General features: G+C 40.2%; 27 protein-coding genes. 16 read left to right on the top strand and 11 right to left on the bottom strand.

All coding sequences use genetic code 11. From position 1 onward, the window contains the following. Positions 1-2 precede the first annotated feature (2 nt). The 7 genes from CS889_RS06505 to CS889_RS06470 all read left to right on the top strand — a co-directional run bounded on the left by CS889_RS06505 (position 3) and on the right by CS889_RS06470 (position 6576). Positions 3-1166 (top strand): SH3 domain-containing protein, encoded by a 1164-nt coding sequence (locus CS889_RS06505; RefSeq protein ID WP_089087182.1) that lies wholly within the window; start codon positions 3-5, stop codon positions 1164-1166. Then, positions 1153-1866 (top strand): 1-acyl-sn-glycerol-3-phosphate acyltransferase, encoded by a 714-nt coding sequence (locus tag CS889_RS06500; RefSeq protein ID WP_089087181.1) that lies wholly within the window; start codon positions 1153-1155, stop codon positions 1864-1866. The genes CS889_RS06505 and CS889_RS06500 overlap by 14 nt, the downstream gene beginning before the upstream one ends. Further along, a complete protein-coding gene (gene ung, locus CS889_RS06495; RefSeq protein WP_089087180.1) occupies positions 1863-2564 on the top strand; it encodes a uracil-DNA glycosylase in 702 nt (233 codons plus the stop codon). The genes CS889_RS06500 and ung overlap by 4 nt, the downstream gene beginning before the upstream one ends. 88 nt (positions 2565-2652) lie before the next feature. After that, a complete protein-coding gene (gap, locus tag CS889_RS06485; protein WP_089087179.1) occupies positions 2653-3645 on the top strand; it encodes a type I glyceraldehyde-3-phosphate dehydrogenase in 993 nt (330 codons plus the stop codon). 15 nt (positions 3646-3660) lie between these two features. Beyond that, the gene (locus CS889_RS06480; RefSeq protein WP_000879972.1) at positions 3661-4869 is read left to right on the top strand and encodes a phosphoglycerate kinase; all 1209 of its coding nucleotides are present in this window, start codon (positions 3661-3663) and stop codon (positions 4867-4869) included. Between the two features lie 15 nt (positions 4870-4884). After that, positions 4885-5841 carry a magnesium/cobalt transporter CorA gene (gene corA / locus CS889_RS06475; RefSeq protein ID WP_000248510.1) on the top strand — a complete coding sequence of 319 codons (957 nt, stop codon included), beginning with the start codon at positions 4885-4887 and terminating at the stop codon, positions 5839-5841. A gap of 6 nt (positions 5842-5847) precedes the next feature. Next, positions 5848-6576, top strand: a complete 729-nt coding sequence (locus tag CS889_RS06470) for a TerC family protein (RefSeq protein WP_089087178.1) — start codon at positions 5848-5850, stop codon at positions 6574-6576. 118 nt (positions 6577-6694) lie between these two features. Here CS889_RS06470 and CS889_RS06465 read toward each other — a convergent pair whose 3' ends face one another. From CS889_RS06465 to exbB, 4 genes are all read right to left on the bottom strand, one after another. After that, positions 6695-8782: an outer membrane protein gene (locus CS889_RS06465; RefSeq protein ID WP_089087177.1), complete on the bottom strand. Its 2088-nt coding sequence runs from the start codon at positions 8780-8782 to the stop codon at positions 6695-6697. A gap of 189 nt (positions 8783-8971) precedes the next feature. Beyond that, positions 8972-9814 (bottom strand): energy transducer TonB family protein, encoded by an 843-nt coding sequence (locus tag CS889_RS06460; RefSeq protein WP_089087176.1) that lies wholly within the window; start codon positions 9812-9814, stop codon positions 8972-8974. Continuing rightward, a complete protein-coding gene (gene exbD, locus CS889_RS06455; RefSeq protein WP_000836356.1) occupies positions 9780-10169 on the bottom strand; it encodes a TonB system transport protein ExbD in 390 nt (129 codons plus the stop codon). Before exbD ends, CS889_RS06460 begins: the two co-directional genes overlap by 35 nt. Further along, positions 10166-10603: a TonB-system energizer ExbB gene (gene exbB / locus CS889_RS06450; protein ID WP_000508552.1), complete on the bottom strand. Its 438-nt coding sequence runs from the start codon at positions 10601-10603 to the stop codon at positions 10166-10168. Before exbB ends, exbD begins: the two co-directional genes overlap by 4 nt. A gap of 322 nt (positions 10604-10925) precedes the next feature. Between exbB and nikR the strand changes: the two genes are divergently transcribed. Together nikR and nadD are read left to right on the top strand one after the other, a co-directional pair. Next, entirely contained in the window at positions 10926-11372 is a 447-nt protein-coding gene (nikR, locus tag CS889_RS06445) for a nickel-responsive transcriptional regulator NikR (RefSeq protein WP_089087175.1), read from the top strand. After that, positions 11365-11880 (top strand): nicotinate (nicotinamide) nucleotide adenylyltransferase, encoded by a 516-nt coding sequence (nadD, locus tag CS889_RS06440; RefSeq protein ID WP_172825157.1) that lies wholly within the window; start codon positions 11365-11367, stop codon positions 11878-11880. The genes nikR and nadD overlap by 8 nt, the downstream gene beginning before the upstream one ends. Here the strand turns inward: nadD and CS889_RS06435 are convergent. Then, the gene (locus CS889_RS06435; protein WP_089087173.1) at positions 11877-12638 is read right to left on the bottom strand and encodes a J domain-containing protein; all 762 of its coding nucleotides are present in this window, start codon (positions 12636-12638) and stop codon (positions 11877-11879) included. The genes nadD and CS889_RS06435 overlap by 4 nt on opposite strands. Positions 12639-12778: 140 nt before the next feature. Between CS889_RS06435 and mnmA the strand changes: the two genes are divergently transcribed. Continuing rightward, positions 12779-13807: a tRNA 2-thiouridine(34) synthase MnmA gene (gene mnmA, locus CS889_RS06430; RefSeq protein ID WP_089087172.1), complete on the top strand. Its 1029-nt coding sequence runs from the start codon at positions 12779-12781 to the stop codon at positions 13805-13807. Between the two features lie 40 nt (positions 13808-13847). Here mnmA and CS889_RS06425 read toward each other — a convergent pair whose 3' ends face one another. Beyond that, positions 13848-14930: a hypothetical protein gene (locus CS889_RS06425; protein WP_172825129.1), complete on the bottom strand. Its 1083-nt coding sequence runs from the start codon at positions 14928-14930 to the stop codon at positions 13848-13850. A gap of 178 nt (positions 14931-15108) precedes the next feature. On the opposite strand from CS889_RS06425, the gene dnaJ reads away from it, so the two are divergent. From dnaJ to CS889_RS06410, 3 genes are read left to right on the top strand one after another with little or no spacing between them, the layout of a single operon-like run. Further along, entirely contained in the window at positions 15109-16218 is a 1110-nt protein-coding gene (gene dnaJ / locus CS889_RS06420) for a molecular chaperone DnaJ (RefSeq protein ID WP_089087170.1), read from the top strand. Between the two features lie 10 nt (positions 16219-16228). Beyond that, positions 16229-16915: an azaleucine resistance protein AzlC gene (gene azlC, locus CS889_RS06415; protein ID WP_089087169.1), complete on the top strand. Its 687-nt coding sequence runs from the start codon at positions 16229-16231 to the stop codon at positions 16913-16915. Further along, a complete protein-coding gene (locus CS889_RS06410; protein ID WP_000928589.1) occupies positions 16909-17265 on the top strand; it encodes a branched-chain amino acid transporter permease in 357 nt (118 codons plus the stop codon). Before azlC ends, CS889_RS06410 begins: the two co-directional genes overlap by 7 nt. Here CS889_RS06410 and CS889_RS06405 read toward each other — a convergent pair. Genes CS889_RS06405 through crdA form a run of 4 tightly spaced genes read right to left on the bottom strand, consistent with a single transcriptional unit; the run spans position 17246 to position 22996 of the window. Further along, positions 17246-20353, bottom strand: coding sequence for an efflux RND transporter permease subunit (locus tag CS889_RS06405; protein ID WP_089087168.1), 3108 nt, complete (start codon positions 20351-20353; stop codon positions 17246-17248). The genes CS889_RS06410 and CS889_RS06405 overlap by 20 nt on opposite strands. Next, positions 20354-21379: an efflux RND transporter periplasmic adaptor subunit gene (locus CS889_RS06400; protein ID WP_089087167.1), complete on the bottom strand. Its 1026-nt coding sequence runs from the start codon at positions 21377-21379 to the stop codon at positions 20354-20356. Then, positions 21376-22614 carry a copper resistance outer membrane protein CrdB gene (gene crdB, locus CS889_RS06395; protein WP_089087166.1) on the bottom strand — a complete coding sequence of 413 codons (1239 nt, stop codon included), beginning with the start codon at positions 22612-22614 and terminating at the stop codon, positions 21376-21378. Before crdB ends, CS889_RS06400 begins: the two co-directional genes overlap by 4 nt. A gap of 4 nt (positions 22615-22618) precedes the next feature. Continuing rightward, positions 22619-22996: a copper resistance determinant CrdA gene (gene crdA / locus CS889_RS06390; RefSeq protein WP_089087165.1), complete on the bottom strand. Its 378-nt coding sequence runs from the start codon at positions 22994-22996 to the stop codon at positions 22619-22621. Between the two features lie 174 nt (positions 22997-23170). On the opposite strand from crdA, the gene fumC reads away from it, so the two are divergent. The 3 genes from fumC to CS889_RS06370 are packed head-to-tail and all read left to right on the top strand — an operon-like array spanning position 23171 to position 25471. Next, the gene (gene fumC / locus CS889_RS06380) at positions 23171-24562 is read left to right on the top strand and encodes a class II fumarate hydratase (protein ID WP_089087164.1); all 1392 of its coding nucleotides are present in this window, start codon (positions 23171-23173) and stop codon (positions 24560-24562) included. A gap of 21 nt (positions 24563-24583) precedes the next feature. Beyond that, positions 24584-24835 (top strand): hypothetical protein, encoded by a 252-nt coding sequence (locus CS889_RS06375; protein WP_089087163.1) that lies wholly within the window; start codon positions 24584-24586, stop codon positions 24833-24835. A 30-nt stretch (positions 24836-24865) separates the two neighbouring features. Next, positions 24866-25471, top strand: a complete 606-nt coding sequence (locus CS889_RS06370) for a ribonuclease HII (RefSeq protein ID WP_089087162.1) — start codon at positions 24866-24868, stop codon at positions 25469-25471. Here CS889_RS06370 and CS889_RS06365 read toward each other — a convergent pair. After that, positions 25457-26035 carry a hypothetical protein gene (locus CS889_RS06365; protein ID WP_089087161.1) on the bottom strand — a complete coding sequence of 193 codons (579 nt, stop codon included), beginning with the start codon at positions 26033-26035 and terminating at the stop codon, positions 25457-25459. The two genes, CS889_RS06370 and CS889_RS06365, sit on opposite strands and share 15 nt — an antisense overlap. Positions 26036-26130: the final 95 nt, after the last annotated feature.

Genomic DNA, 26130 nt, shown 5'->3' with positions numbered 1-26130 from the left:
TCATGGGGTTTTTATTTGAAAAATCGTTAATGAGTTTTTGCGCTCATTCAATCAAAATCCTTAAAACCATCAGTTTGATTTTAAGCCTTTTGGCGGCTTTTTTGGTTGCTGAGGACGCTCATGAGCCAGAAGAGATCAAGGCTAAAGTGGCTTATGTGAAAATCCCCCAATTAGAAGATTTAGAAAACACCCCAGTTTATATCGGTCAAACCATAGGCGTAACTTATGATTTATTGTTGTTTGACGCTGAGTTTTTGGAAGCCAAAATCAAAGACGGGTTGGATAAAACCCAAATTGAGCTTTTAAACAAGATGCCTAAATGGAAAAAGGTGGAACAAGAGCTTTTTAGAGCGACTTATTATTACAAGATTAAGGGCATAAGAGCGAGTGTCCCGTCCTTAGAAGTGAGCGCGTTTTCCAATAAAGACAAGTATATAGATTATTCCATAGCCCCCAAAGTTGCTTTGCAAGTAACGGATTTGTCCAAAAACCCTCGTTATGCGAATGTCATGGCCAAAGATTTACAAGTTGTGCAATACAAAACCAAAGATTATGACGATAAAAACAATATTTTGGTGATGGAATTAGCGTTCAAAGAGGCTAATTGGGAAGATTTTAACATCAAAGAAGCGATCAAACAGGGGTTTGATAACGCCTCTTTAAATCAGATCAAGGCTAAAGAAGGGAGCGTTTTTTATTATTGCGTGTTGCCTAAAACCGTTCAAAGCCTTTCTTTTGATTATTTTTCGCTTTCTAATAGGCAGTTTAAAACGCTGTCTTTTTCAGCCATTCCCACTCAAGACACTACCGGTATTCAAAGCGATCTCATCCCTAAAAACAATTTTTTAGTCTTTTCTAATGTGGCGTTGCTCGCTTTGTGCGTGTTTTTCTTGGTGCTGTTTTTCATTTTTGGGCGCAAACTCATTTTTTTAGGGCTTGGGGTTTTGTGCTTAGGGTTTGTTTTGTATAACCTTTTATTCACGCAAAAATCAGCCATTTTGCTCGCTCATAAAAAAATCCGCATCCTGCCCACGCAAAATTCCACCATTTTAGGGCTTTCTAAAGATGAAATGCCCATTAAAATCTTAGGCTCGCATGATGATTATTATAAAATCCTAACCCCGCATGAACAAATAGGATGGGTCAAAAAAGATGAAGTCAAATAAAAAGTCCAATCATTTAAGAGCGATTTATAGAGCTTTAGTGATCGCTATAGGCTTAGCCGTTATCATTGTTTTCAATTATTTCAACCGCAAAAACAATAACGCCCGCTCCAGCCGTAGGGCTTGTTCGTGTTTTTTTCCTCTCACCGGGGTTAATTTAGAAAAAATAGGTTCCTTTGACACGGGCGCTAAACTCATTGTCTTAAACCACCAAAGCCTATTAGATATTATTTATTTAGAAGCCTACCACCCCAGTAATATTTGTTGGATCGCTAAAAAAGAGCTGGGCGAAATCCCCTTTTATGGGCATGCCTTAACGGATACCGGAATGATTTTAATTGACAGAGAGGATAAAAAGGGGATTGTGAGCCTTTTAAAAGCATGTAAAGAAAAGCTAGATCAAAACCGCCCCTTAGTGATTTTCCCTGAAGGCACTAGAGGCAAAGGAGGAGAAAAATTCCTCCCTTTCAAGCAAGGGGCTAAAATCATCGCTGAAAAATTCCAGCTCAAAATCCAGCCCATGGTGTTAATCAATTCCATTAAAATCTTTAATTCCAAGCCCCTAGAAGCCTATAAAGCGCGCACCCGTTTGGTCATGCTAGAAAGCTATACGCCTGATTTTAACTCGCCCACCTGGTATGAAGAATTAGAAGAACGCATGCAAAAAGAATATTTAAAACACTACCACGAACTAAACGCATGAAGCTTTTTGACTACGCTCCTTTGAGTTTGGCTTGGCGGGAGTTTTTGCAAAGCGAATTTAAAAAGCCTTATTTTTTAGAAATAGAAAAACGCTACTTAGAAGCCCTAAAAAGCCCTAAAACCATTTTCCCTAAAAGCTCTAATCTGTTTTATGCGCTCAATCTAACGCCCCCTAGCGCGGTTAAAATCATCCTTTTAGGGCAAGACCCCTACCATTCCACCTACCTAGAAAATGAACAAGAATTGCCGGTGGCGATGGGGTTGAGCTTTAGCGTGGAAAAAAACGCCCCCATCCCTCCAAGTTTAAGGAATATTTTTAAAGAATTGCATGCGAATTTGGGCGTGCCTGTGCCTTGTTGTGGGGATTTGAGCGCATGGGCTAAAAGGGGCATGCTGTTATTGAACGCCATTTTAAGCGTGGAAAAAAACCAAGCCGCTTCGCACAAGCATATTGGTTGGGAAGCTTTTAGCGATAGGATACTGATTCGCCTTTTTGAAACGATCTCCCCTTTAATCGTGGTGTTATTAGGGAAAGTCGCCCAAAAAAAGATCGCGCTAATCCCTAAAAACAAACACATCATCATCACAGCCCCTCACCCTAGCCCATTATCTAGGGGGTTTTTAGGGAGTGGGGTTTTTACAAGCGTTCAAAAAGCTTATAGAGAGGTTTATCGCAAGGATTTTGATTTTAGTTTGTGATTGATGCTTAATGAGGCAGAACCCCTTAAGAATGCCTTGATTTAAGAGCATTTGTGATAAAATGCTAATTTTTAAATAAAGGGAAAACATGCCAATTAGAATCGCTATCAATGGGACCGGGCGCATCGGTTTGTGCGCTATAAGAGTCGCCAGTCAAAGAAAAGACGTGGAAATCGTAGCCATCAATTCTACCGCTGAATTAGAAACTCTTTTGCATTTGATACGCCATGATAGCGTGCATGGGCATTTTGAAGCCAAACTGAATGCCAATAGAACTTTAAATATCGGGCATAGTAAAAATATTTTAGTGTTGAGCGAGCGAGACATTAACAAGCTTGATTTTTCTGTCGCTAACGCAGAAATCATCATAGAATGCACGGGGAAATTCAATTCCCTAGAAGCTTCAAGTGCTCATCTTAAAAACAGCGTGAAAAAAGTCATCATCTCCGCCCCCGCGCAAAACGCCCCTACTTTTGTCTATGGGGTGAATCACACTAATTACCATAACGAAAGCGTGATTTCTAACGCCTCTTGCACGACTAACGCTACCGCTCCTTTATTAAAAATCTTAGATGAAGCCTTTAAAGTAGAAAACGCGCTTTTAACCACCATCCACAGCTACACTAACGATCAAAACCTTTTAGACACCAAGCACAAAGACATCCGCCGCGCTAGAGCGGCTGGTTTAAATCTTATCCCCACAAGCACCGGCGTGAGCAAAGCCATTTCGCTAGTCTTACCGCATTTAGGCCCTAAAGTTACAGGCCTTGCGATTAGAGTGCCTACCCCTAATGTGAGCTTGGTGGATCTGTCTTTAAGTTTTAAAAAAGTTGTGAGTAAAGCAAGCGTTCATCATGCGCTTAAAGACGCCAGTAAGCATGCCTTTAAAGGGATTGTAAGCGTTGATGAAGAAAGGCTCGTTTCAAGCGATTTTATTTCTTCGCCTTTTAGCGCGATTGTGATTGGTGATCAAATCATGACAATAGGCGAAAAAAATGCTAAAGTATTGGCATGGTATGATAATGAAATGGGTTATAGCGAGCGCTTGATAGACATGGCGCAATATATAGCGCAAAATTAAAAGAAAGGATTTTTCATGTTAGCTAAAATGTCGTTTATGCAAAACGTTAAAAACATTCAAGAGGTGGATGTCAATCATAAAAGGGTGCTTATTAGAGTGGATTTTAATGTGCCTTTAGATGAAAATTTGAATATCACTGATGACACGCGCATCAGAGAGAGCTTGCCTACCATCCAATTTTGTATTGACAATAAGGCTAAAGACATTATTTTAGTGAGCCATTTGGGCCGCCCTAAAGGGGTTGAAGAAAAATTGAGCTTGAAGCCCTTTTTAAAACGCCTTGAAAGACTCTTAAATCATGAAGTGGTTTTTTCTCAAAATATCGCACAACTCAAACAAGCCCTAAACGAAAACGCCCCCACAAGGATTTTTCTTTTAGAAAATATCCGCTTTTTAAAAGGCGAAGAAGAAAATGATGAAAATTTGGCTAAAGATTTAGCGAGCTTGTGCGATGTGTTTGTGAATGACGCTTTTGGCACGAGCCACAGAAAGCATGCCAGCACTTATGGCACCGCCAAATTCGCTCCCATAAAAGTGAGCGGGTTTTTACTCAAAAAAGAAATTGATTCGTTTTATCAAGCGTTTAACCACCCTTTACGCCCTTTATTGTTGATTGTGGGGGGGGCTAAGGTCAGCTCCAAACTCACCTTATTAAAAAACATTTTAGATCTCATTGACAAGCTCATCATTGCCGGGGCGATGAGCAACACCTTCTTAAAAGCCTTAGGCTATGATGTGCAGGATTCTTCTGTGGAAGACGCCCTAATCAATGACGCCCTAGAGTTATTGCAAAGCGCGAAAGAAAAAAAAGTCAAAGTCTATTTGCCCATAGACGCCGTAACCACTGATGATATTCTCAACCCCAAACACATTAAAATTTCACCCGTCCAAGACATTGAGCCTAAGCACAAGATCGCTGATATAGGGCCTGCGAGCCTGAAATTATTTTCTGAAGTCATAGAGAGCGCGCCCACGATCCTATGGAATGGCCCCTTAGGCGTGCATGAAAAACAAGAATTCGCCAGAGGCACAACCTTTTTAGCCCACAAAATCGCTAACACTTACGCTTTCTCGCTCGTTGGTGGGGGCGATACCATTGATGCGATCAATCGCGCGGGCGAAAAGGATAACATGAGTTTCATTTCTACCGGTGGGGGAGCGAGTTTGGAATTGTTAGAGGGCAAAATTTTACCTTGTTTTGAGGTTTTGGATAAACGCCATTAACTCTAAGGATCGCTTATGGTGAATGTGTTTTTCAAACAGCAAAAATTTGTCATTAAAAAACGCTTTAATGATTTTAATGGTTTTGATATAGAAGAAAATGAAGTTTTATGGTTTGAGTTAATCAACCCTACGCCCAATGAATTAGCCACTCTAAGCCAAGAATACGCTATCCACTACAACACGGATCATTCCCAACGAGTCTCATCAGTTACCAAATACTGGGAAGACAGCTCTAGCGTTACGATCAATGCTTTTTTCACCAACCAGGATGAAAATGAGACTTTCCACACGGAAATGGCGACCTTTATTTTGTCCAATAACATTCTTTTCACGATTTATTACGGGACTTTAGAAATCTTTGATTCTATCCAAAAAAAGGTTTTGGCTAGCCCTAAAAAATTTGAAGACGGGTTTGATATTCTAACCAAAATCTTTGAAGTGTATTTTGAAAAAGGGGTGGAATGTTTGGAGTGGATCAACAAACAAACGAGTTTGTTGCGTAAAAACATCATTTTTAAGGAAACTTCTACGCATGATGATATTTTAGTGCGCTTGTCCAATTTGCAAGAATTTAATGTGGCTTTAAGGGATTCTTTTTTTGACAAACGGCGCATTATCACCGCTTTATTAAGGAGCAATAAAGTGGATAGCGATACTAAAAATAATTTAAATATCATTTTAACCGATTTTAGCTCGTTAGTGGAGTCTACGACGGTCAATCTCAACTCGCTTGATAACATTCAAAACCTGTTCGCTTCTCAAGTGAATGTGGAGCAAAATAAAATCATCAAGCTCTTCACTGTGGCGACCATGGCGATGATGCCCCCCACTTTGATCGGCACGATTTATGGCATGAATTTTAAATTCATGCCGGAGTTAGAATGGCAATACGGGTATCTTTTCGCGCTGATTGTCATGGCGATTTCTACGATCCTCCCAGTGATTTATTTCAAAAAGAAAGGCTGGTTGTAGCCTTTTATGGAATTTTTATCCTCACTCTTAGACGCTCTTTCTACACCGCATGGCATAGTCTCCTTGGCTACGCTCACGCTTTTAGAGATCGTTTTAGGGATTGATAACATCATTTTTATCACGGTGATGGTTTATAAACTCCCCAAACACCAGCAAAATAAGGCCATGATTTTAGGCTTGGGATTAGCCATGATCGCTCGTATAGGGCTTTTAGGGAGCTTGTTTTTCATCAGCCATTTGCAAAAACCTTTATTCGTTATAGCGGGCATGAGCTTTTCATGGCGTGATGTGGTGCTGCTTTTAGGGGGGGCGTTTTTGGCTTTTAAGGCGTTAGTGGAATTAAAAGAGCAGATCTATCCTAAAGAAAAACACCAAGAAAAAGCGTTTGGCTTTTTCATCACTTTAATAGAAATCATGTTTTTAGACATTGTTTTTTCTTTGGACTCCGTGATCACGGCTATTGGGATCGCTAAACACTTAGAAGTCATGGCGCTTGCTATCGTTTTATCTGTAATCGTGATGATGTTTTTTTCCAAAATCGTTGGCGATTTTATTGAAAGGCATTATCGCATCAAGACTTTAGCCTTTGTGTTTTTGCTCGTTGTGGGCGTGATCTTGTTTTTAGAGGGCTTGCATTTGCATGTTGATAAAAATTATTTGTATGCGGGTATCGGTTTTGCCTTGCTCATAGAATGCTTGAACATTTTCATAGAAAAGAAAATGAAAAAAAATTAAAAAGCGTTTTTTAAAAGGCTTTCATGCTTTTATGAACAACTAAATTTTAATCAAAACTCATAAGCGCATAGGGGCATTTTGCAACACTCCCCAAAAAAGAGAGGTTTAAAGAGAATCTTCAATACGCAAACACATAATTGAGATACACGCTATAGAGCCTTCTGTATTTGAGTTCAGCCCCCATGAAAGAGTAATAATCTGTGTTAATGGTAGGGATTTTCACGCCCAATTCCATGCCATGCTGAGCGGCATGATCGCTGTCTTTTTTCTTAGGCCTAGCGAGGTTCATTCTCAAGCCTAAATTGAATAAAAATTGGAAATTAGCCACATTCATCTTAGCGCTATAGATATTGCCCACCATGTTCAAATTCACGAATTCAGAATTAAGCCACGAAGTCCCGGCTAGTGCGAAACCACCAAAAAGCCCCACGGAGAGTTTGTTATTCTTGCCTAAAAAGTTGGTGTTTTTATCGTTGATAAAGTTATAAAGAGCGTCCATACCCACTCCATAAGTCCACACGTCAGAAGCCGAGTTGAAAAAGCTAGATTTAATGAACGCATGGTTGTAATCAAAGAAACCATAATACCTTAACCCCCAATTCCTTTTTTTGCCAAAGAATTGCTTATAACCCGCTTGCACGCCGATCCCATTCATCGCCCCGTTATTGGTTTGAGAACTGATCATGCCAAAGCGCCTGAAAGGGTTTTTGCCTAATTCTTGCACGGTGGTTTGGAGTTGGCTGTATTTGTCTGCATTTAAAGAATAAGTGAGCAAACCTTCTGGGGAATTAGGGTTTTGAGTGGAGTGCGTCATGTTTTGAAGAGATTTAGCGTTAGGCAAATTAGAAATACCGCTATTGATTGCTGTAGAATCTTTCCCTAAAGTGTTAAGGGCTTCTTTAAAATTCAAAATGGTTTGAGATAAAGCCCTATCCTGATTGACCTGGTTGCCATAATAAGCGGTGTGTTGCTCCAAAGAGTTTAAAGTTTCTTTCACAAACGCGCAACCTGAACCATAAGTGTTGTCGTTAATCACGCCAGCTGATCCTGCGGTGCATTCTTCTAGATCTTGTTGGATAGGCCCTTGAATGCTATGGAAATTGTCCGCAACTTGCTTAGCTAAATTTAAAATCTCTGCTTGAGCGTTAGCTCTATTGAGCATTTCTTGAGCGAACCCTTTGTCTTTAGAAGTGTAGGGGTTGAAATTGTCTGGTTGCGTGATTTGGGTATTTTCATTAGCGTTGAGCTGTTTGGTTTTTTCTAAAACGGCTTGAGCGTTTTTGATCATCTCGTTAATAGCGTTAAAAGAAGGGCCAAAAATATCCATCACATTCCCGGTCTTGCCGCCAAAACCCCATGCCCCACCGCCACCATTCACATGCGGGTTTTGGGTGGTAAGGACATTGATGATAGTAGCGGCTTGCTGTAAAAGGTTTTCAGCGTCATTGACGCTGCTAATCTTTAGCTGGATTGGGAGTGGAGTCCCGCCTGAATAATAATTGCCATTCCCATCGGGGTAAGTGTATTCTGTTGTAGGGTTTCTTGTGAAAGTCTGATTGATATTGACTACCATATTTTTAGAGCCGTTCAAGGCAGGCATTCCGCCCCCTTGGTTTTGGTTTAAAGCGGTTTGAATGGTTTGATAAGCGGTATTGAGAACCTGGTATTCACTGCTAGATAGAATACCATTGGGCCCTACATTACTAGCCCCATTACAAGTGGTGGTGGTCGTTCCGCTACCGGTGTTGTAGCTGTAGTTTGGCGTGTTGTCAAACGATCGAACGCCCCCATTTTCTAAATGTTCTGGGCCAAGATTGGGGCCAGGGCCGCAGCTGATCCCAAAGGCTATGACTTGCCACATGCCCACAGCGGCGTTGAGCGCTAAAGCCACAGCTTGATAGGCGGGGGAAGTGGTGGTAGCGCTAGTGAGGTTGATCGCGCTTGAGCTTAAATTGTCAATCGCGCTTGTGATCGCACTGGGTGTGCTGGCTAGATTGACTAAGGAGTTAAGGTAATTGTATTGGTTTAAAAGGTTGCTCAAGTTATCGTATCTGTCCGCAAGATTTTGTAGTGCTCCCGTGTTTTTCACTTGTTGAACCGCTTCACCGATCTGATAGCCCACGCTCATGTAAAATCCGTCGTCTTCAGCCCTTGATAATGAAGCCATGAGAGAAAGAGAGAGTAAGAGGGATTTTTTGGTTTTCATGTTTTCTCCTTTTATTAGATTTTTCTTTGATACAAAGAAACTTCGTATTATAAGTAATAAATGGAATTTTAACTAAATTTAGTGCTAAATTTTAGAGATTTTGTTTTTTTTTTTTTTTGTAAAAATTGGGAAAAATGGGGACTTTGACCCGGCTTTTAAGGCTTGAATCGCCTTTAAAAGAAAGGCTAATCAGTCTTCTTTCAAGCTATAAGCGATAGGGATTTTTAGATGCACGGTTTCGTCTGGTTTAGGGAACAAATACGCCGCGCTCTTAATGGCCTCTAAAGCCGCATGGTTTAAAATATCTGTCGTGTTGCTTTTGACGACTTTAATGTCTGTAACGCTCCCATCAGCATTGATTGTAAAGCTCACTAACACTTCGCCCTCAATGCCCCTAATTTGCGCCATTTTGGGGTAGCGGTTCTTAGAAGAAATAGCGGTTTGGATCTTCATTAAAAATTCGTTGCTCACCCCTGGGTTATACGCTTGAGCTTCAGAAGTTGCACCCTCAGAGGTTTTGTTGGATTCTTCTTGTTTGTCTTTTTCTTTGACTATATCTTTAGTCGTTACTTGTTTAGGAGCGTTCTTTTCTTTAGCTTCCTCTTTAGCTTCTTCTTTCTTGGGTTCTTCTTTAGGCTCTTCTTTCTTAGGTTCTTCAACTTTAGGTTCAGGTTTTGGCTCTGGTTTTGGCTTGGGTTTTGGCTCAGGTTTGGGTTTAGGCTTAGGTTTGGGTTTGGGTTTGGGTTTAGGTTTAGGCTTTGTTACTTCTTTTTTTGGCTCTTCTTTCTTGGGTTTTTCTTTAGGCTCTTCTTTGGGTTTAGCGGATTCGGCATTCGTCTTCACTTTAGAATTGGTGTTAATGCTGGCTAAACTCATGGTAACCTTAGTGGTCCCAGCTTGCGCTAAAGGCTCTGGGGCGTCTTCGCGCAGTAAAAAATAGCCAAACCCTATAGCGTATAGGGCAAAAGAGATTAAAAAGCTAACACTCGTTGAAACTTTACTGAGCTTGCGTGGAGATGGAGAAATTTTCATGATTATGCTCTTTTAAAATATCCATAATGCTGATAAAAGTTTCAAAACGAGAGCTTTTGTCGCTTTTTAAATCTATAAGGGTTTTAGGGTCTGTTTGTTTGACTACAGCGCTCAAAGCTTCTAAATTCGTCGGTTTGTCATCTACGAAAATATTGTCATGCTCATCCACAGAGATGACCACCACTTTTTGATCGTTTGGCTGGGATTTTTCTGCGTTTTTAGCGTTAGGGAGACTGACTTTAATCTTACCTTGCGCGATAAAAGTAGAAATGCTTAACACAATCGCTAGCAAAACGAGCATAATATCAATGAAAGGGACAACATTCAGCCCATCGCCTCTTCTGATGCTTTTCATTTTTTCATGATCCTGAATTTTTCACTCAACACATCGGATTTTCTCAATAAGCTATTATAAGCGATCAAAGTGGGGATCGCCACAGCAAGCCCAAGAGCGGTCGCTTTTAAAGCCAAAGACAAACCTACCATGATCGTTTTAGCGTCCATCCCGCCGCTCACGCCCATGTCATAGAAAATCACCATGATCCCTAAAACCGTCCCTAATAAGCCCACATAAGGCGCGTTAGAATAAATCACATAGAGAATGGTTAGATTCTTGGTTAAATCCAAATTTAGGGCGTCTATATCATCATAAGCCTTCAAATTGACTTTGGAATAAAAAATAATCCTTTCAATCACAAACCACAAAGCTAAAAAACTCGCCACGCCAAGCACCGCAAAAACAAACACGTCCACATAATCTTTCAACATTGCCATTGAAAAACCGCCCATAAAAACTCCTTTTGTCTATAATCAAATAACTCCCCTAAAACTAAAGTAAGCCGTTCTAGGGTAACGCTCTAAGAAACACCAATTCGCATAATCCCCTAAAAATGATAAAGGAATGTTGGATTGTTGATTATATTGTTTTAATAATAATAAGTCAATGATAATTAACCTAGTAATTGTAATTAAATTCAAACGCTATAAATTAGTGTCTTATGACCAATTATTTAAATCCAGTTTGTATTATAATTGTTCATTTTAAATTAATTCAATCATACTAGCATGAGCGGCTTTTAATAGACTCATGCCAAAAAAGGATTTTTCTCAAATGGATACACACCACAAAGACGATTCAATCATCCGCTTTTCGGTTTCTTTACAACAAAATTTATTGGACGAATTAGACAACCGCATCATTAAAAACGGCTATTCTTCTCGCTCAGAATTAGTGCGCGACATGATCAGAGAAAAATTAGTAGAAGACAATTGGGCAGAAGATGATCCTAGTAATGAGATCAAGATCGCCGTGCTTGTGGTGATTTATGACCACCACCAAAGGGAATTGAACCAGCGCATGATAGACATTCAGCATGCCAGCGGGACGCATGTTTTATGCACCACGCACATTCATATGGACGAGCATAATTGTTTGGAGACGATCATTTTACAAGGCAATTCGCTTGAAATCCAACGCTTGCAATTAGAAATCGGGGGGCTTAGGGGGGTTAAATTCGCTAAATTGACTAAGGCGTCTAGCTTTGAATACAATGAATAGCGTGTTAGAATACAAAGAATTAGCGCTCTATGGAGGGAGTTTTGATCCCTTACACAAGGCTCATTTAGCTATTATTGATCAAACTTTGGAACTATTGCCATTTGTTAAGCTCATTGTCTTGCCCGCTTATCAAAACCCTTTCAAAAAGCCATGTTTTTTGGACGCAAAAACCCGTTTTAAGGAATTGGAATTAGCCTTAAAGGGAATGCCTAGGGTGTTATTGAGCGATTTTGAAATCAAGCAAGAAAGGGCTGTGCCTACGATAGAAAGCGTGATTTTTTTTCAAAAACTCTATCGCCCTAAAACGCTTTATTTAGTCATAGGAGCGGATTGTTTAAGGCATCTTTCTTCTTGGACTAACGCTAAAGAGCTTTTAAAAAGGGTGGAATTAGTGGTTTTTGAAAGGATTGGTTATGAAGAGATCCAATTTAAGGGACATTACCACCCTTTAAAGGGCATTGACGCGCCGATTTCTTCTAGCGCGATTAGGGCCAGTTTAGGGGTTTAAGCGTGTTTTTTAATGTGGCGATACGCCTCTTGAATGATAGCGAAGCGTTTGGCATAAAGAGCCTTTTTTTCTTTCAGATCGCATAAATCAGGGTGGTAGGTTTTAGCCAATTCTAAATAGCGCTTTTTGACTTCGCTGAAATTTTCATGCTTGATAAACCCTAGCGTTTTATAGCATTCTTTTAATTTGCGTTCAGCCATAGTGGTGTAGCTGTCCTTGCCAAAGCCATTAGGGTAGATGAAATCTAAGCATGCGTTATGGACGATTCTATTTTCATTGAGCGTTAAAATGAGTTCCCAAAAACGCTCTGAATCGCCTCTTATATGCAATTCATCTTGGGTTTCTAAAAACACATAGCCGCTAAATTTCTGGCGTAAAAAGCGCTTAGCGATAGGGTGTTTGGTGATAAAGAGCGCGTATTCTGCCCCAAAGGTTAAAACTTTCACTTCTATCTTTTCTAAAAGCGTGTTTTGATTGATGATTTTGATGCGTATGGGCAAGCGGCTTTTTTGTAAAATCTCTTCTAAAGAATACGGGCTAATGTCTTTTTCATGCGCGCATTCAAGGGCATGATAAACCCAGTTGAGCAAGTAGTTTTTTTTAAAACATTCCGTGTCGTTTAAAATGAGTAGCGATGAAGAGAGCATGTGGCATTGGCTGAAATGTTTTTTGGCGTAGTGTAAAACTTTTTTCAATAAAGGGTGGTTGTTAGGGAGCGCGATTTGCGTGAATTTGGCTAACAATTCAATTTTGCCCATTACCCTTATTTCTCCATGCGTTTTTAGGTGGTTTTAAAAAATATTAGGCGTATTTTAGCATGCCAATGGTTAAAAAGGGTAGTTATGAATGGTTTTTGCGCTAGACTACAAGCCACATACTAATAATGAAAGATACAAAAATGAAAATAGCGGTATTACTCAGTGGGGGGGTGGATAGCTCTTATAGCGCTTATAGCTTAAAAGAGCAAGGGCATGAATTAGTGGGGATTTATTTAAAACTCCATGCGAGTGAAAAAAAGCATGATTTATACATCAAAAACGCTCAAAAAGCGTGCGAGTTTTTAGGCATCCCTTTAGAGGTGTTGGATTTTCAAAAGGATTTTAAAAGCGCGGTTTATGATGAATTTATCAGCGCTTATGAAGAGGGGCAAACCCCTAACCCATGCGCGTTGTGCAACCCTTTAATGAAGTTTGGATTAGCTTTAGATCACGCTTTAAAATTAGGGTGTGAAAAGATCGCTACCGGGCATTATGCGAGAGTCAAAGAAATTGACAAGGTAAGCTATATTCAAGAAGCTGTGGATAAAACTAAAGATCAGAGCTATTTTTTATACGCTTTAGAGCATGAAGTCATCGCTAGATTGGTGTTCCCTTTAGGGGATTTGTTAAAAAAGGATATTAAGCCTTTAGCCTTGAATGCGATGCCTTTTTTAGGCACTCTAGAGACTTATAAGGAATCTCAAGAAATCTGCTTTGTGGAAAAAAGCTACATTGACACTTTAAAAAAGCATGTTGAAGTGGAAAAAGAGGGCGTGGTGAAGAATTTACAAGGCGAAATCATTGGCACGCATAAAGGCTATATGCAATACACGATTGGCAAACGCAAAGGCTTTAACATTAAGGGGGCGTTAGAACCGCATTTTGTGGTGGGGATTGACGCTAAAAAGAACGAGCTAGTCGTGGGCAAAAAAGAAGATTTAGCCACGCATTCGCTTAAGGCTAAAAACAAGTCTTTGATGAAAGATTTTAAAAGTGGCGAATATTTTATCAAGGCTCGTTACAGGAGCGTGCCTGCTAAAGCGTTTGTGAGCCTGAAAGATCAAATGATTGAAGTGGAGTTTAAAGAGCCTTTTTATGGCGTGGCTAAAGGGCAAGCTTTAGTGGTTTATCAAGATGACATCTTGCTTGGCGGAGGCGTGATCGTTTAGGGCTTTTTGCGCTCATAGCCTGATTGATCGCTTTTTTAACTCACTCCCGCTTAAAATTTTCAAAGCTAGGGAATCCATGCGGATCTAGGCGGATACTTTTAATGGAAGCCTTTTTATCGCTCAAATCGCCGCTCAAATTGGAAGGCTTTGGCGTTTTGGCATGCTGTTTGGCTAAAAGGGCTAAAACTTGGGCGTTTAACGCCATGGTTTCATTCAAAAACGCCATTTGCTCACTCAATTCGCTTAAAAATTCTATATTCAAGGTTTTTAAAGTGTGTTCGTAATTGGCTAAGATTAAAGCATGCTTTTCTTTGTTGTTTTTAGCGTTTTTTAATTCCTTATCTCGCTCTATTAGGGCGTTTTGGTAGCGTTGCTGTAATTGGTTAGCGCATGATTTGAGGTTTTCTTTGTCGCATAAAAAGCGCGATTTTAAAGTTTCTAGGCGTTTTTCTAGGGGTAAAAAGGTTTTTAGGGCGTCTTCTTTAGCTTGGATTTGGCTTTGAAGCTTGTTTTTAAATTTTTTCAAACGCATGGCTTTATAGGCTTGAAAATCATGGTTCATGAGGGCGTTGTATTCTAGGGTTTTGTTATGGGATTGTTGATCCTGTATTTCATTTTCTAAAACCTGATCGCATAAGGCGTTTAAAGCGCTCATCAAATCCAATTGCGAGAGCAATTGGGCGAGTTTAGGCTCTTTGAGTAAGAAAAGGGCGTTGTTTTTTTCTTGGACTTCTAAAGCGTTTGACGCTTCTTCTAAATTCTTAACGCCGCTCAAATAAGGGCAATGCTCTTGCAAAAAAAGCACTTGAGATTCTTCTATTGAGCGTTCTTGATTCATTTTCTCTTTTAAGCGTTTTTCTAAAGCTTGTAATTTTTCTAATTCCAAAGCGCTTTGTTTCAATAACGCATCAGTGTCCATAAGGCGGATCTGGCTGGCGTTAAAAAAACGCCTTTGGCTATTCAGGGTGTTGTTAGCCTTTTTGATTTCTTTAAGTTGATCCTGGTTGTTAGAAAGCACGTTTTGATAGATTCTTAAACTTTCATTGAGTTTATAGAGCATGTCAGAAAGCTGTTCGTTAGAGCGCGAAAGTTTGGCGTTAGTTTGGGAATCAAAGGTCATCATTATCTGCGCGTTTGAAAAGGTTAGAGAAAATAAGAAAAGGCAAAAAAATCTCATGGGGTTGTCTTTATTATTATGATTTCATCGTATTATTTTATCTAAGTTTTGGCATGCACCAAAACACGCAAAATTATCGCTTTTAAGATAGAATAAGCGTTTTGATGCCATTTTTGGAGCGATCGTGGAATTGAGTTATTATGAAATTTTAGAAGTGGAAAAACACAGCAACCAAGAGACCATTAAAAAGTCTTACAGAAAGCTGGCTTTAAAATACCACCCGGACCGAAACGCCGGCGATAAAGAAGCCGAAGAAAAATTCAAGCTCATCAATGAAGCCTATGGGGTGCTAAGCGATGAAAAGAAGCGGGCCTTATACGACAGGTATGGTAAAAAAGGCTTAAACCAAGCCGGCGCGAGTCAGAGCGATTTTTCTGATTTTTTTGAAGATTTAGGCTCGTTTTTTGAAGACGCTTTTGGGTTTAGCGCTAGGGGGAGTAAAAGGCAAAAAAGCTCTATCGCACCGGATTATTTGCAAACCATTGAATTGAGTTTTAAAGAGGCGGTTTTTGGCTGTAAAAAAACGATTAAAGCCCAATACCAAAGCGTTTGTGAAAGTTGCGATGGCACGGGCGCTCAAGATAAAGCCCTAGAGACTTGCAAACAATGCAGTGGGCAGGGGCAGGTGTTCATGCGTCAAGGTTTTATGAGTTTCGCTCAAACTTGTGGGGCATGTAAAGGCAAGGGCAAGATCATTAAAACCCCATGCCAAGCGTGTAAGGGTAAAACCTACATTCTTAAAGATGAAGAAATTGATGCGATAATCCCTGAGGGCATTGATGATCAAAACCGCATGGTGCTTAAAAATAAGGGCAATGAATACGAGAAAGGGAAAAGAGGGGATTTGTATTTAGAAGCGCGAGTCAAAGAAGATGAGCATTTCAAGCGCGAAGGCTGTGATTTGTTCATTGAAGCGCCGGTGTTTTTCACCACTATCGCTTTAGGGCATACGATTAAAGTGCCGTCTTTAAGAGGAGGCGAACTGGAATTAAAAATCCCTAGAAACGCCAAGGACAGACAAGCTTTTGTGTTTAGAAACGAGGGCGTGAAACACCCTGAAAGCTCTTATAGGGGGAGTTTGATCGTGGAGTTGCAAGTGATTTATCCAAAAAGTTTGAATAAAGAGCAGCAAGGGTTGTTGGAAAAATTGCATGCGAGTTTTGGCTATGAAGGCGAACCGCATAAAAACGTTTTAGAAACTTGCGTTTCTAAAATTAAAGACTGGTTTAAGTAAAAGGTTATTGGTGCGCGAGTTTCTAAAAGCTTTTAAAGACGCTTTCCCTCATACCATTTCTATTTTGTTAGGGTATTTGCTTATGGGAATGACTTTTGGAATGCTTTTAGCCCAGCAAGGTTATGATTATAAAGTCGCTTTGTTCATGTCGTTATTCATTTATGCTGGGGCGGTGCAATTCGTGGCGATCACGCTTTTAAGCGCGCAAGCGAGTTTGATGGATGTCGTTATTGTGAGCTTGTTAGTGAATGCGAGGCAGACTTGTTACGCGCTTTCTATGCTAGATCGATTTAAAAACACCAAATGGCGTTTGCCCTATTTAGCGCATGCGCTCACGGATGAAACCTTTGCGTTATTGAATTTATACGCCCCTAAAGAGGGGGTGAGCGAAAAAGACTTCATTTTTAGTATTTCCTTACTCAACCACTCTTATTGGATTTTTGGCTCGTTAGTGGGTTCGTTAGTGGGTTCGCATTTTTCCTTTGACACTCAAGGCATGGAATTTGTGATGACGGCGATTTTTATCGTGCTGTTCATGGAGCAATACAAACGCACCACGAACCACAAAAACGCATGGCTTGGGATCGTTATTGCGGTTGTTTGTTTGGCGCTCTTTGGGACTGAATACTTTTTGCTCATCGCTTTAGTTTTAATGGTGCTTGCCCTCATTTTGTTTAGAAAGCAGTTAGAATGTTAATGCATTCTATACTCATTCTTTTAGTCATTATAATAACGACTTATTTCACGCGCATTTGGCCTTTTATGGTGTTTAATTCTAAAAATCCGCCTAACGACTTTGTGCGTTATTTGGGTAGGGCTTTGTCATGTTCAGTGATAGGCATGCTCGTGGTTTATTGTTTTAAAGACATCCACGTTTTAAAACCCCCTTATGGGATCAATGAAATCACCGCTTTTTTATCCGTTATCCTTTTACACCGCATTTTTAAGGTGTTTGTTTTAAGCATCACGCTCCCTACCATTCTTTATATGGTTTTAGTCCAAAGCCATGCGTTAGAAAAGGCTTTTTTTAATATTCATGTTTCCTGATCCTAGCGTTCTTAATCACAAAATACGCCGTAGGGATAATAAAAAGCGTTAAAACAACGCTGCTTATCATGCCCCCTAGCATGGGCGCAGCGATGGATTTCATGATCTCACTACCCGTGCCATGGCTATACATGATAGGAATGAGCGAAGCTAAAATACTAAAAAAGGTCATCAGCTTGGGCCTTACCCTAAGCACCGCCCCATGCATGATAGCCTCTTTTAAGGCGGCAGTCGTTCGCTCTTTTAAAGGGGTTTTGATGAATTTTTGAAATGCGTCTTCTAAATAAATGATCATCACAATAGCCGTTTCGCTCGCCACCCCCAAAAGGGCTAAAAAGCCCACTAACGCCGCCACGCTCATGTTAAAGCCCATGAGATTCATAAAAATCAGCCCCCCCAAAAACGCAAAAGGCAGAGTGAAAAAGCACAGTAAGGAATTAGTGAAATTCTTTAACGCGAAGACAATTAAAATAAAAATGATAAACACGCTCACCGGCACGATGTATTGCAAGGTTTTAAACGCTTCTTCTAAATACTGGCTTTCGCCACTAAATTCATAATAATACCCGCTGGGCAATTGGATCTTTTCTAGCGCTTTTTGAGCCAGTTGCCTGTAAGTATCAGAGCTGATACCATTTTGTGGCACAATATAGATAAAATTCACGTTCAAGCCCTTTTCGCTTTTTAACACCGCCGGCGAATTGTCGTAATACACATGGGCTAATTCCCTTAAGGGCATGTAATTGTAAGCGGTTTTGATGTAGAGGTTTTTTAATTTTTCAATGGTATCTCTATCGGTGTCTTCTAAGCGTAAAGAAATAGGGTAGCTTTCTACGCCTTTAATCATGGTCGTGAGCGTGGCTCCGCCCAAAGCGAATTTGATCGTGTCCAACACGGCGTTTTTATTGATACCATAACGAGCCAGATTTTCATCGTTCAAATCCAGCGTGATGTAGTAGCCGTTATTGGATCGCTCGGCAAAGACGGACAAACTCTCTTTTAGGGTTTTGAGTTGTTGCTCCATAAGGATCGCTAATTCTTGTAATTTGTCCGTATCGTTACCATAGAGCTTGATGCCTAGGGGTGTTCTAATGCCGGTTAAGAGCATGTCCGTTCTGCCACGAATGGGGTAAGTCCATGAATTGGTCAGGCCTTTTAATTGTAGGGTTTTTTCCAATTTGTCCCTAACTTCTTTATAGCTGAGCTTTTCTTTCCATTCGTTTTGCGGCTTTAATTCAATGTAGGTTTCTATCATTCCTAAACCGGCGGCATCGGTGCTGGTGTTAGCGCGCCCCACTTTACCAAAAACCTGTTTGACAAAATCCAGTTGCTTGATAGTGCTATTACTTTTTTTCAAATATTCTAAAGCGGTATCAATGCCCACGCCATTAATGGTTACAGGCATATACATTATTACCCCTTCATTGATTTGGGGGATAAATTCCCAGTTGAGTTTTTTGTATGATACATACAAGCCCCCTAAACCCAGGACGCTTGCTATTAAAAAAGCGTATCTGAACTTAAGCACAACCTTCAAGCTTACGCCATAAATTTTCATGAAAAAAGCGTTAATGGGGTTTTTAGACTCTTCTAAAATCCGCCCTTTAATGAGCCATACCATTAAAATAGGGACCATGGTGATAGAAAGCAAGGCTCCTACTAGCATGGCAAAGGTTTTGGTGTAAGCTAAAGGGGCAAAAAGCTTTTCTTCTTGGCCGGTGAGTGCAAAAATAGGCAAGAAAGAAACCACAATAATCATTAAAGCAAAAAATATCGCGCCCCCCACATGCTTAACCCCTTGCATGATAGCATTAACCCTTTGAATCTCATCTTTCGTATCAATGCGTTGCAGATGCTTGTGGGCGTTCTCTACCATCACAATCGCCGCATCCACCATCGCCCCTATAGCGATCGCAATGCCCCCTAAACTCATGATACTCGCTTCAATATTGAAATAACGCATGAGCAAGAAACTGATGCACACGCTTAAAGGCAGAGTGATAATCACCACTAAAGCGCTCCTGAAATGCAATAAAAAAATCGCAATAATGATTAGCACAATGACGCTTTCTTCTATGAGCGTGTGGATTAAATTGTCAATGCCTTTTTCAATCAATTCGCTCCTGTCATACACGCTGGTGATTTTCACATCAGGGTTACTCGCTTGTAAGGTAGCGATTTTTTCTTTAATGGCTTTAAGCACCTTATAAGTGTCAGCGTGATAGCGCACCATGACAATCCCGCCCACCACTTCCTTATCGCCATTAAGGTTGGCTGCCCCTCGGCGTGGTTTGGGCGCTAGCCTAACGCTCGCTATATCTTTGATTTTTAAAGGGATAGCCCCTTCTTTTTTAACCACAATTTCTTCTAAATCCTTCAAAGATTGGATATAGCCATGCGATCTTATGATTTTTTCAAACCCGTTTTCTAAAATAACGCCCCCACCGGTATCGTTATTGGAATTTTTAATCGCGTTAGCGACTTGTTCTAAACTCAAGTTATAGCGGATTAAAGAATCGTTTTGAAGCGTTACTTCATAATCTTTCACAAAGCCCCCCACGCTCGCGACCTCACTCACCCCATCAACCCCCAAAAGCGCATAGCGGTAATAAAAATCTTGCAAGACTTTCAAATCGCTTAAATTCTTGCTATCGCTAGATAGAGCGTATTGATACGCCCAGCCAATAGAAGTGGAATCGCTCCCTATTTCCACTTTAGCGTCCTTAGGCAAATTGCCTACTCGGTTTAATTGCTCTAAAACCCTATCCCTAGCCCAATACAAATTGACGCCGTCTTTAAAAATGATGTAAATCAAGCCGCTTTCATAGCTAGAAATCCCCCTAACCGTGTCAATGTTAGCGATACTCATGAAAGTAGAAACTAGCGGGTAAGTAACCTGCTCTTGCACGATTTTAGGGCTTTGATTGGGGTAAGTGATTTGCACGACCACTTGAGCGGGGCTTAAATCCGGCAAAGCGTCTAAACGGACGCTTTTTATCGCCCACAAAGAGGCTAAAAAAATGAGTAGAGTGACTAAAGTGGTAAGGAGTTTGTTTTTAATGCTTAAATCAATGATTTTTTCTATCATTCAATAATCCCCATTGTTTTGAGCGTCAGCGTCTAGCACGAATAAAGCGTTATTAGCGACTTCTTCGCCCGCTTTTAAACCCTCTAAAATTTCATAACTCCCATCGCTCAAGCGGACGGCTTTAATTTCTAACGGGCTTAAGCCAAAATCGTCTTTTTTAAACACGATAGCTCTCCCCCCCTTAATCAAAACCGCTTCTTTAGGCAAAATCTTCATTTTTTGTGGTTTTTGAAAGATTTCCACTTGAGCGAACATGTTAGGGTAATAAAGCTGTTTAACATTAGGCACATTGAAGCGCGCTTCTAGCATTTTATCTTCTTTGTTGATGATGGGGTTGATGTTTTCAAGTGTGATTGCTTGCTTGCCTTTAACCCCCTCTACGAACAAGATCGCTTTATGCGTGTTTTTTAAAAACTCTAAATCCTCTTGATTGACTTTAACAAGCACCCACAATTGGCTTAAATCTATGATTTGAAACAACTCTTGCCCTTTTTTAATGAAGCTCCCCTCATTGAGATCCGGGCTTTTTTTAAAAATAACGCCGTTGAAACGAGAGTAAATAGTCATTTCATTTTGGACTTTATGAGTGCTGATGATTTTTTCAATGCTGGAGTTTTCTAGCCCCAATAGTTTTAGTTTTTCTTTAATCGCTCCCACTTGCTGGTTGAATTTCAATGACGATAACAATTCGCTTTGAACGCTTGCTAATTCAGGGGAATACACGCTCAATAGCCTATCACCCTTTTTAATGGGGGTATAGGTTTTATTCGCATAAAGCTTTTCCACATAGCCATCAAAACGCAGGGTTTGAGAAAAAATCAGCGCTTCATTAGGCTCTAAAATCGCATAATAGCGCCGGCTTTGAGAAAATTCTTTTTCTATGACCTTAGTGGTGGAAATGTTAAAACGGGTTTGGCTTTTAGTTTCTTTAGTTTTTTTAGTCTCTTGAGTTTCTTTAATTTCTTGAGCGTTAGCGCATGAGAGGCTAAAAAAGAGGGCCAAGGCTAACAATAAAAGCCGTTTCATTCTAATCCTTTGAGGTTTTGTAAGGACAAATAAGCGCTATTTAGAGCGCTCAAGGTTTCAAGCTGGGTGATTTGCATAGTGATTTTGTCATTCAAAGCGTTGTAATAAGCGTTGTAATCGCCATTAGTTTTCAAATCAAGCGCATAAATTTGTGCGATTTTTTCATTCTGTTTTACAATTTTATTGATCGATTCCAGGTTTTTTTGCAAGGTTTCTAATTTTTTAAGGAGTTTTAGGGCCAGGTGGCGCGTTTTATTTTTGGTGTTTTCCACTTCGCTTTTAAACACCAAGCTTTCTTTTTTCTTTTGCTCCACTAATTTGGCTTGTTTGCCATAAAGAGGCAAAGGGATAGACAAAGCGACGCTAAACATGTCGTAGTTATAGTATTGTTTGGAGCGGAAATAATACACCCCAGTAACGTTTATGTCTTCTAAAAAGCTTTTTTTAGCCAAAGTGATGTCTTTTTGCGCTTTTTCTTCATCAAGCCTGGCGATCGCAATATCATAATTAGTGGCGCTAATGTTATATAGCTCTTGCTCGTTATTGAATTCAAAATTTTTAGGGGCAATGCTTAAAATCTCGTTTTCTTTAAAAGTCAATTCACCCATGGAATAATGGCTGCTAGAGAGCGCTTCTTCTAAATTGTTTTTTTTGATTTCTAATTGCGATTTTAAAATTTCTAACTTGGCGATCGCTATTAAATCGGGCGAACTGGAATGGTTGGCTTGATAGAGGGTGTTTTCTAAATTTTTAATCGCTGTGTTTAAAAGCTCTATTTCTTGTTGGTTTTTATAGTTTTCAATGCCGTTTATCATTAAATTAATCACCAATTGTTGCTTGATTTTTTTAAGCTCTAATATCTTTTTTTGTTTTTCTAAATTGATCATTTTAGATTGCGTGAGTTTTTTACCATTTAAATCCACTTTTTGAGACAAACCCAAGCTCATGTTTTGCATTAAGGTGCTATCCAGCCTGAAAAAATCGCTCACGTTAGCGTTGTTGTAGCCTAAATACAAAATAGGGTTATCCCATTTGCTAACGACTTTTTCTTGAGAATTTAAAGCGTCAATTTGCTCTTGTAAGGCTTGTATTTTTTGATTTTTAGAAAGGTATTTAGCCACAAAAGTTTGGATCTCTAAATCTTTAGCCAAACCCAAACTAAAAAGCAGTAACAAGGCTGTTAAAAGGCGTATTGAAACACCCCTTTTATCAAACGCGCTTATAAAAGACAGCATGCACTCATAAATCCAGGCTTGTTTTAGCGCGATAAACTTTGCCTTCTTTGGATTTAATATCCACCCTAACCTGCCATGTCCCGTTCATGGAAAGATTGGTTTTAGCTTTATAAAGGCCGTTTTTTTCACTCACTTGTGCCATTTCTTTCATCGCTGGCATGCCAGGCATTTCGGGCATCATAAACTGCACCCTAACGATAGCTTTTTCTAAAGCCTTACCTTTTAAAGTGGGGCTAAGCACAAAAGTGTTATCGCCTTTAATGGGGTTGCCCACGGATTTGATTTTCACTTCCAAGTCATTGGCTTTTAGGGTTTGCTCCCATGCGTTCAAACTCATAACCCCCAACGCGCTTATTAAAAATAAAGCGGCTAACTTTTTCATCGTTTTGACCTTTAAAATAAGATAACAAGGAAGTCCTTGTTGCGAACGAATGATAACCCTCTTTTGTGTAAAAATTGTGGAAATGGTTTTTAAAAAATTAAGGTTTTTAAGTAGAAGGTATAAAAGTTTATGCTATTTTTTTAAGGTTTTAAAATCAAATTTCAAAGGATTAGCATGCAATTTAGAATCGAACATGACACGATGGGCGAAATCAAAGTAGATGATAGCCAATATTGGGGGGCTCAAACGCAACGCAGTCTTGAAAACTTTAAGATCGGCACTGAGAAAATGCCTAAAGAACTCATTGGCGCGTTTGCCAAACTCAAAAGGAGTTTAGCGGTTGTTAACCACAAGTTAGGGAAATTGAGCCTGGAAAAATCGCAAGCCATTATCAAGGCGTGCGATTGCATTTTAAAAGGCGAGTTGTGCGGCGAATTTCCCCTAGCGATATGGCAAACAGGGAGCGGGACTCAAACGAACATGAACCTCAATGAAGTCATTGCCAATAAGGCTACCGAAATTTTAGGGGGTAATTTTAGAGAGAAAAAACTCATCCACCCTAACGATGACGTGAACATGTCTCAAAGCTCCAACGACACTTTCCCTACCGCAATGCATGTTGTGAGCGCGCTAGAAATCACGCACAAACTGCTCCCTAGTTTAGAGAATCTGTTAAAAACCTTTAAAGACAAAAGCCAGCAATTTAAAGAGATTGTCAAAATCGGACGCACGCATTTACAAGACGCTACGCCTTTAACTTTGGGGCAAGAATTTAGTGGGTATGCGAGCATGTTAGAGCATTCTAAACAACAAATTTTAGAGAGTTTGGAGCATTTAAGGGAATTAGCCATAGGCGGGACTGCCGTAGGCACAGGGCTAAACGCTCATAAGGAATTGAGCGAAAAAGTGGCTGAAGAATTGAGCCAGTTTAGCGGCGTGAAATTCATCTCTGCGCCCAATAAATTCCACGCGCTCACTAGCCATGACGCTATCGCTTATGCGCATGGGGCTTTTAAGGCTTTAGCGGCGAATTTAATGAAAATCGCTAACGATATTAGATGGCTTGCGAGCGGGCCGCGCTGTGGTTTGGGCGAGCTTAATATCCCTGAAAACGAGCCGGGCAGTTCTATTATGCCTGGTAAAGTCAACCCCACGCAATGCGAAGCGATGACAATGGTGGCCGTGCAAGTGATGGGGAATGATACCGCTATTGGCATTGCGGCCAGTCAGGGTAATTTTGAATTGAATGTGTTCAAGCCGGTGATTATTTATAATTTCTTGCAAAGTTTAAGGCTATTAAGCGACAGCATGGAAAGTTTCAATATCCATTGCGCAATCGGTATTGAACCCAATAGAGAAAAAATTGATTATTACTTGCACCATTCTTTAATGCTAGTAACCGCCCTTAACCCGCATGTGGGCTATGAAAACGCCGCTAAAATCGCTAAAAACGCCCACAAAAAAGGCATTTCTTTAAAAGAAAGCGCGGTGGAATTGAAACTCTTGAGCGCTGAAGACTTTGACAAATTCGTGGTGCCTGAAAAGATGATCGGGCCTAAGGCTTGAAACCTTGGGTTGGCGTGCGAGATGAAACCTGAAGAAGCCACTCATAGCAAAGAGATTCGTAAGATCTTAAAAGAGGCGTTGCATGGCAATAAAGATTTGAACCTTTATTTGGGACTTGGAAGCAAGCATGCCAAGCTAACTGATGGGGCGTATTCTTTGACTATCCCCTCATCGCTAAGCGACAGAAAAAGCGTGAAAAACTTTGAAAAAGAATTAACAGAGTTTATTAAGAAGATAAGAGAAAATAGGATAACGCATGGAGCGCATGAGTAGGAATTTTGATACCGGTTGGGTTGCGTATAAATGACTCTAGGCATTGATGAAGCGGGTAGGGGGTGTTTGGCCGGTTCGCTTTTTGTGGCTGGGGTGGTGTGTAATGAAAAAACAGCTTTAGAATTTCTAAAAATGGGCCTTAAAGATAGCAAGAAGCTCAGCAAAAAAAAGCGCTTTTTCTTAGAAGATAAAATCAAAACGCATGATGAGGTGGGATTTTTCGTGATTAAAAAAAGCGCGAATGAAATTGATCATTTGGGATTGGGGGCGTGTTTGAAGCTCGCTATTCAAGAAATTGTAGAAAATGGTTGCCCTTTAGCTGATGAAATAAAAATAGACGGCAACACGGCGTTTGGCTTGAATAAACGATACCCCCATATACAAACCATCATCAAGGGCGATGAAACAATCGCTCAAATCGCTATGGCGTCCGTTTTGGCGAAAGCTGCTAAGGACAGGGAAATGCTAGAACTGCACGCTTTGTTTAAGGAATACGGCTGGGATAAGAATTGCGGGTATGGGACTAAACAACATATAGAAGCGATCATTAAGCTAGGGGCTACGCCTTTTCATCGGCATAGCTTCACGCTTAAAAACCGCTCATTATTTCAAACCAAACCCCTAGATGTGGAATAACGCCTTGTTTAAAAGGGCGCTGAGATTGGTAGCGCTCGCTGGAGAAAGACTGATGCGTTTGGCTTTAAAGTAAGCGATTAAGTCTTCAGGCTGAATGAAAGGGAATTGCACCATGACATACACACGATGATTGGTGGTATCCACGAACCTTTTAGCTAAAATGGATTTAGACGTTAAAAAATCAACAAGCCCGAATAAATGGCTGATAACATTATTTTTAACTTGAAGCGCTTTAACAATGCGATTGTGCATTTTAGAGAGTAAAACGCTTTCTAACGAGCCGTAAGCGTTCATTTTAGCCCTTAAAAAAGCCACTTTTTCAGCATTCTCTTCAGGGGGCAATTTGTCATCATAGGGAATATAGTTGGAATAAAAATCGTTCCTTTTACCAGAAATTGAAGCCGATCCGACATATTGATTGGGCGGGTTCTTTTCATCAAAAAGATTGATTTTAAGCCAATCAGGATAGTTAATCGTGTCTTTTAAACTCTCAGCATGCGCTGTTTGAGCGAAGAGGCCTAAGGATAACAAGGCGCAGAAACTTAATTTTTTCAATGCGTTCATTATAGCTTCCTTTCTATAAAAAATATTAAAAACACCCTACGCTTTTAGGGTAGGTGGTATTTCTCAAAAAAGCGAAATACTAGGATAGCTTATAG

Source organism: Helicobacter pylori (assembly GCF_900120335.1).
In the GTDB taxonomy this organism is placed as follows: Bacteria; Campylobacterota; Campylobacteria; order Campylobacterales; family Helicobacteraceae; genus Helicobacter; species Helicobacter pylori_BU.
Note: the sequence above shows the minus strand (reverse complement) of the source record. Positions and strands in the feature narration are given on the sequence as shown.

Coding starts and splice junctions, on each gene's coding strand:
- CS889_RS06505 (WP_089087182.1), top strand. CDS start 3: ATGGGGTTTTTATTTGAAAAATCGTTAATGAGTTTTTGCGCTCATTCA.
- CS889_RS06500 (WP_089087181.1), top strand. CDS start 1,153: ATGAAGTCAAATAAAAAGTCCAATCATTTAAGAGCGATTTATAGAGCT.
- ung (WP_089087180.1), top strand. CDS start 1,863: ATGAAGCTTTTTGACTACGCTCCTTTGAGTTTGGCTTGGCGGGAGTTT.
- gap (WP_089087179.1), top strand. CDS start 2,653: ATGCCAATTAGAATCGCTATCAATGGGACCGGGCGCATCGGTTTGTGC.
- CS889_RS06480 (WP_000879972.1), top strand. CDS start 3,661: ATGTTAGCTAAAATGTCGTTTATGCAAAACGTTAAAAACATTCAAGAG.
- corA (WP_000248510.1), top strand. CDS start 4,885: ATGGTGAATGTGTTTTTCAAACAGCAAAAATTTGTCATTAAAAAACGC.
- CS889_RS06470 (WP_089087178.1), top strand. CDS start 5,848: ATGGAATTTTTATCCTCACTCTTAGACGCTCTTTCTACACCGCATGGC.
- CS889_RS06465 (WP_089087177.1), bottom strand. CDS start 8,782: ATGAAAACCAAAAAATCCCTCTTACTCTCTCTTTCTCTCATGGCTTCA.
- CS889_RS06460 (WP_089087176.1), bottom strand. CDS start 9,814: ATGAAAATTTCTCCATCTCCACGCAAGCTCAGTAAAGTTTCAACGAGT.
- exbD (WP_000836356.1), bottom strand. CDS start 10,169: ATGAAAAGCATCAGAAGAGGCGATGGGCTGAATGTTGTCCCTTTCATT.
- exbB (WP_000508552.1), bottom strand. CDS start 10,603: ATGGGCGGTTTTTCAATGGCAATGTTGAAAGATTATGTGGACGTGTTT.
- nikR (WP_089087175.1), top strand. CDS start 10,926: ATGGATACACACCACAAAGACGATTCAATCATCCGCTTTTCGGTTTCT.
- nadD (WP_172825157.1), top strand. CDS start 11,365: ATGAATAGCGTGTTAGAATACAAAGAATTAGCGCTCTATGGAGGGAGT.
- CS889_RS06435 (WP_089087173.1), bottom strand. CDS start 12,638: ATGGGCAAAATTGAATTGTTAGCCAAATTCACGCAAATCGCGCTCCCT.
- mnmA (WP_089087172.1), top strand. CDS start 12,779: ATGAAAATAGCGGTATTACTCAGTGGGGGGGTGGATAGCTCTTATAGC.
- CS889_RS06425 (WP_172825129.1), bottom strand. CDS start 14,930: ATGATGACCTTTGATTCCCAAACTAACGCCAAACTTTCGCGCTCTAAC.
- CS889_RS06410 (WP_000928589.1), top strand. CDS start 16,909: ATGTTAATGCATTCTATACTCATTCTTTTAGTCATTATAATAACGACT.
- CS889_RS06405 (WP_089087168.1), bottom strand. CDS start 20,353: ATGATAGAAAAAATCATTGATTTAAGCATTAAAAACAAACTCCTTACC.
- CS889_RS06400 (WP_089087167.1), bottom strand. CDS start 21,379: ATGAAACGGCTTTTATTGTTAGCCTTGGCCCTCTTTTTTAGCCTCTCA.
- crdB (WP_089087166.1), bottom strand. CDS start 22,614: ATGCTGTCTTTTATAAGCGCGTTTGATAAAAGGGGTGTTTCAATACGC.
- crdA (WP_089087165.1), bottom strand. CDS start 22,996: ATGAAAAAGTTAGCCGCTTTATTTTTAATAAGCGCGTTGGGGGTTATG.
- fumC (WP_089087164.1), top strand. CDS start 23,171: ATGCAATTTAGAATCGAACATGACACGATGGGCGAAATCAAAGTAGAT.
- CS889_RS06375 (WP_089087163.1), top strand. CDS start 24,584: ATGAAACCTGAAGAAGCCACTCATAGCAAAGAGATTCGTAAGATCTTA.
- CS889_RS06370 (WP_089087162.1), top strand. CDS start 24,866: ATGACTCTAGGCATTGATGAAGCGGGTAGGGGGTGTTTGGCCGGTTCG.
- CS889_RS06365 (WP_089087161.1), bottom strand. CDS start 26,035: ATGAACGCATTGAAAAAATTAAGTTTCTGCGCCTTGTTATCCTTAGGC.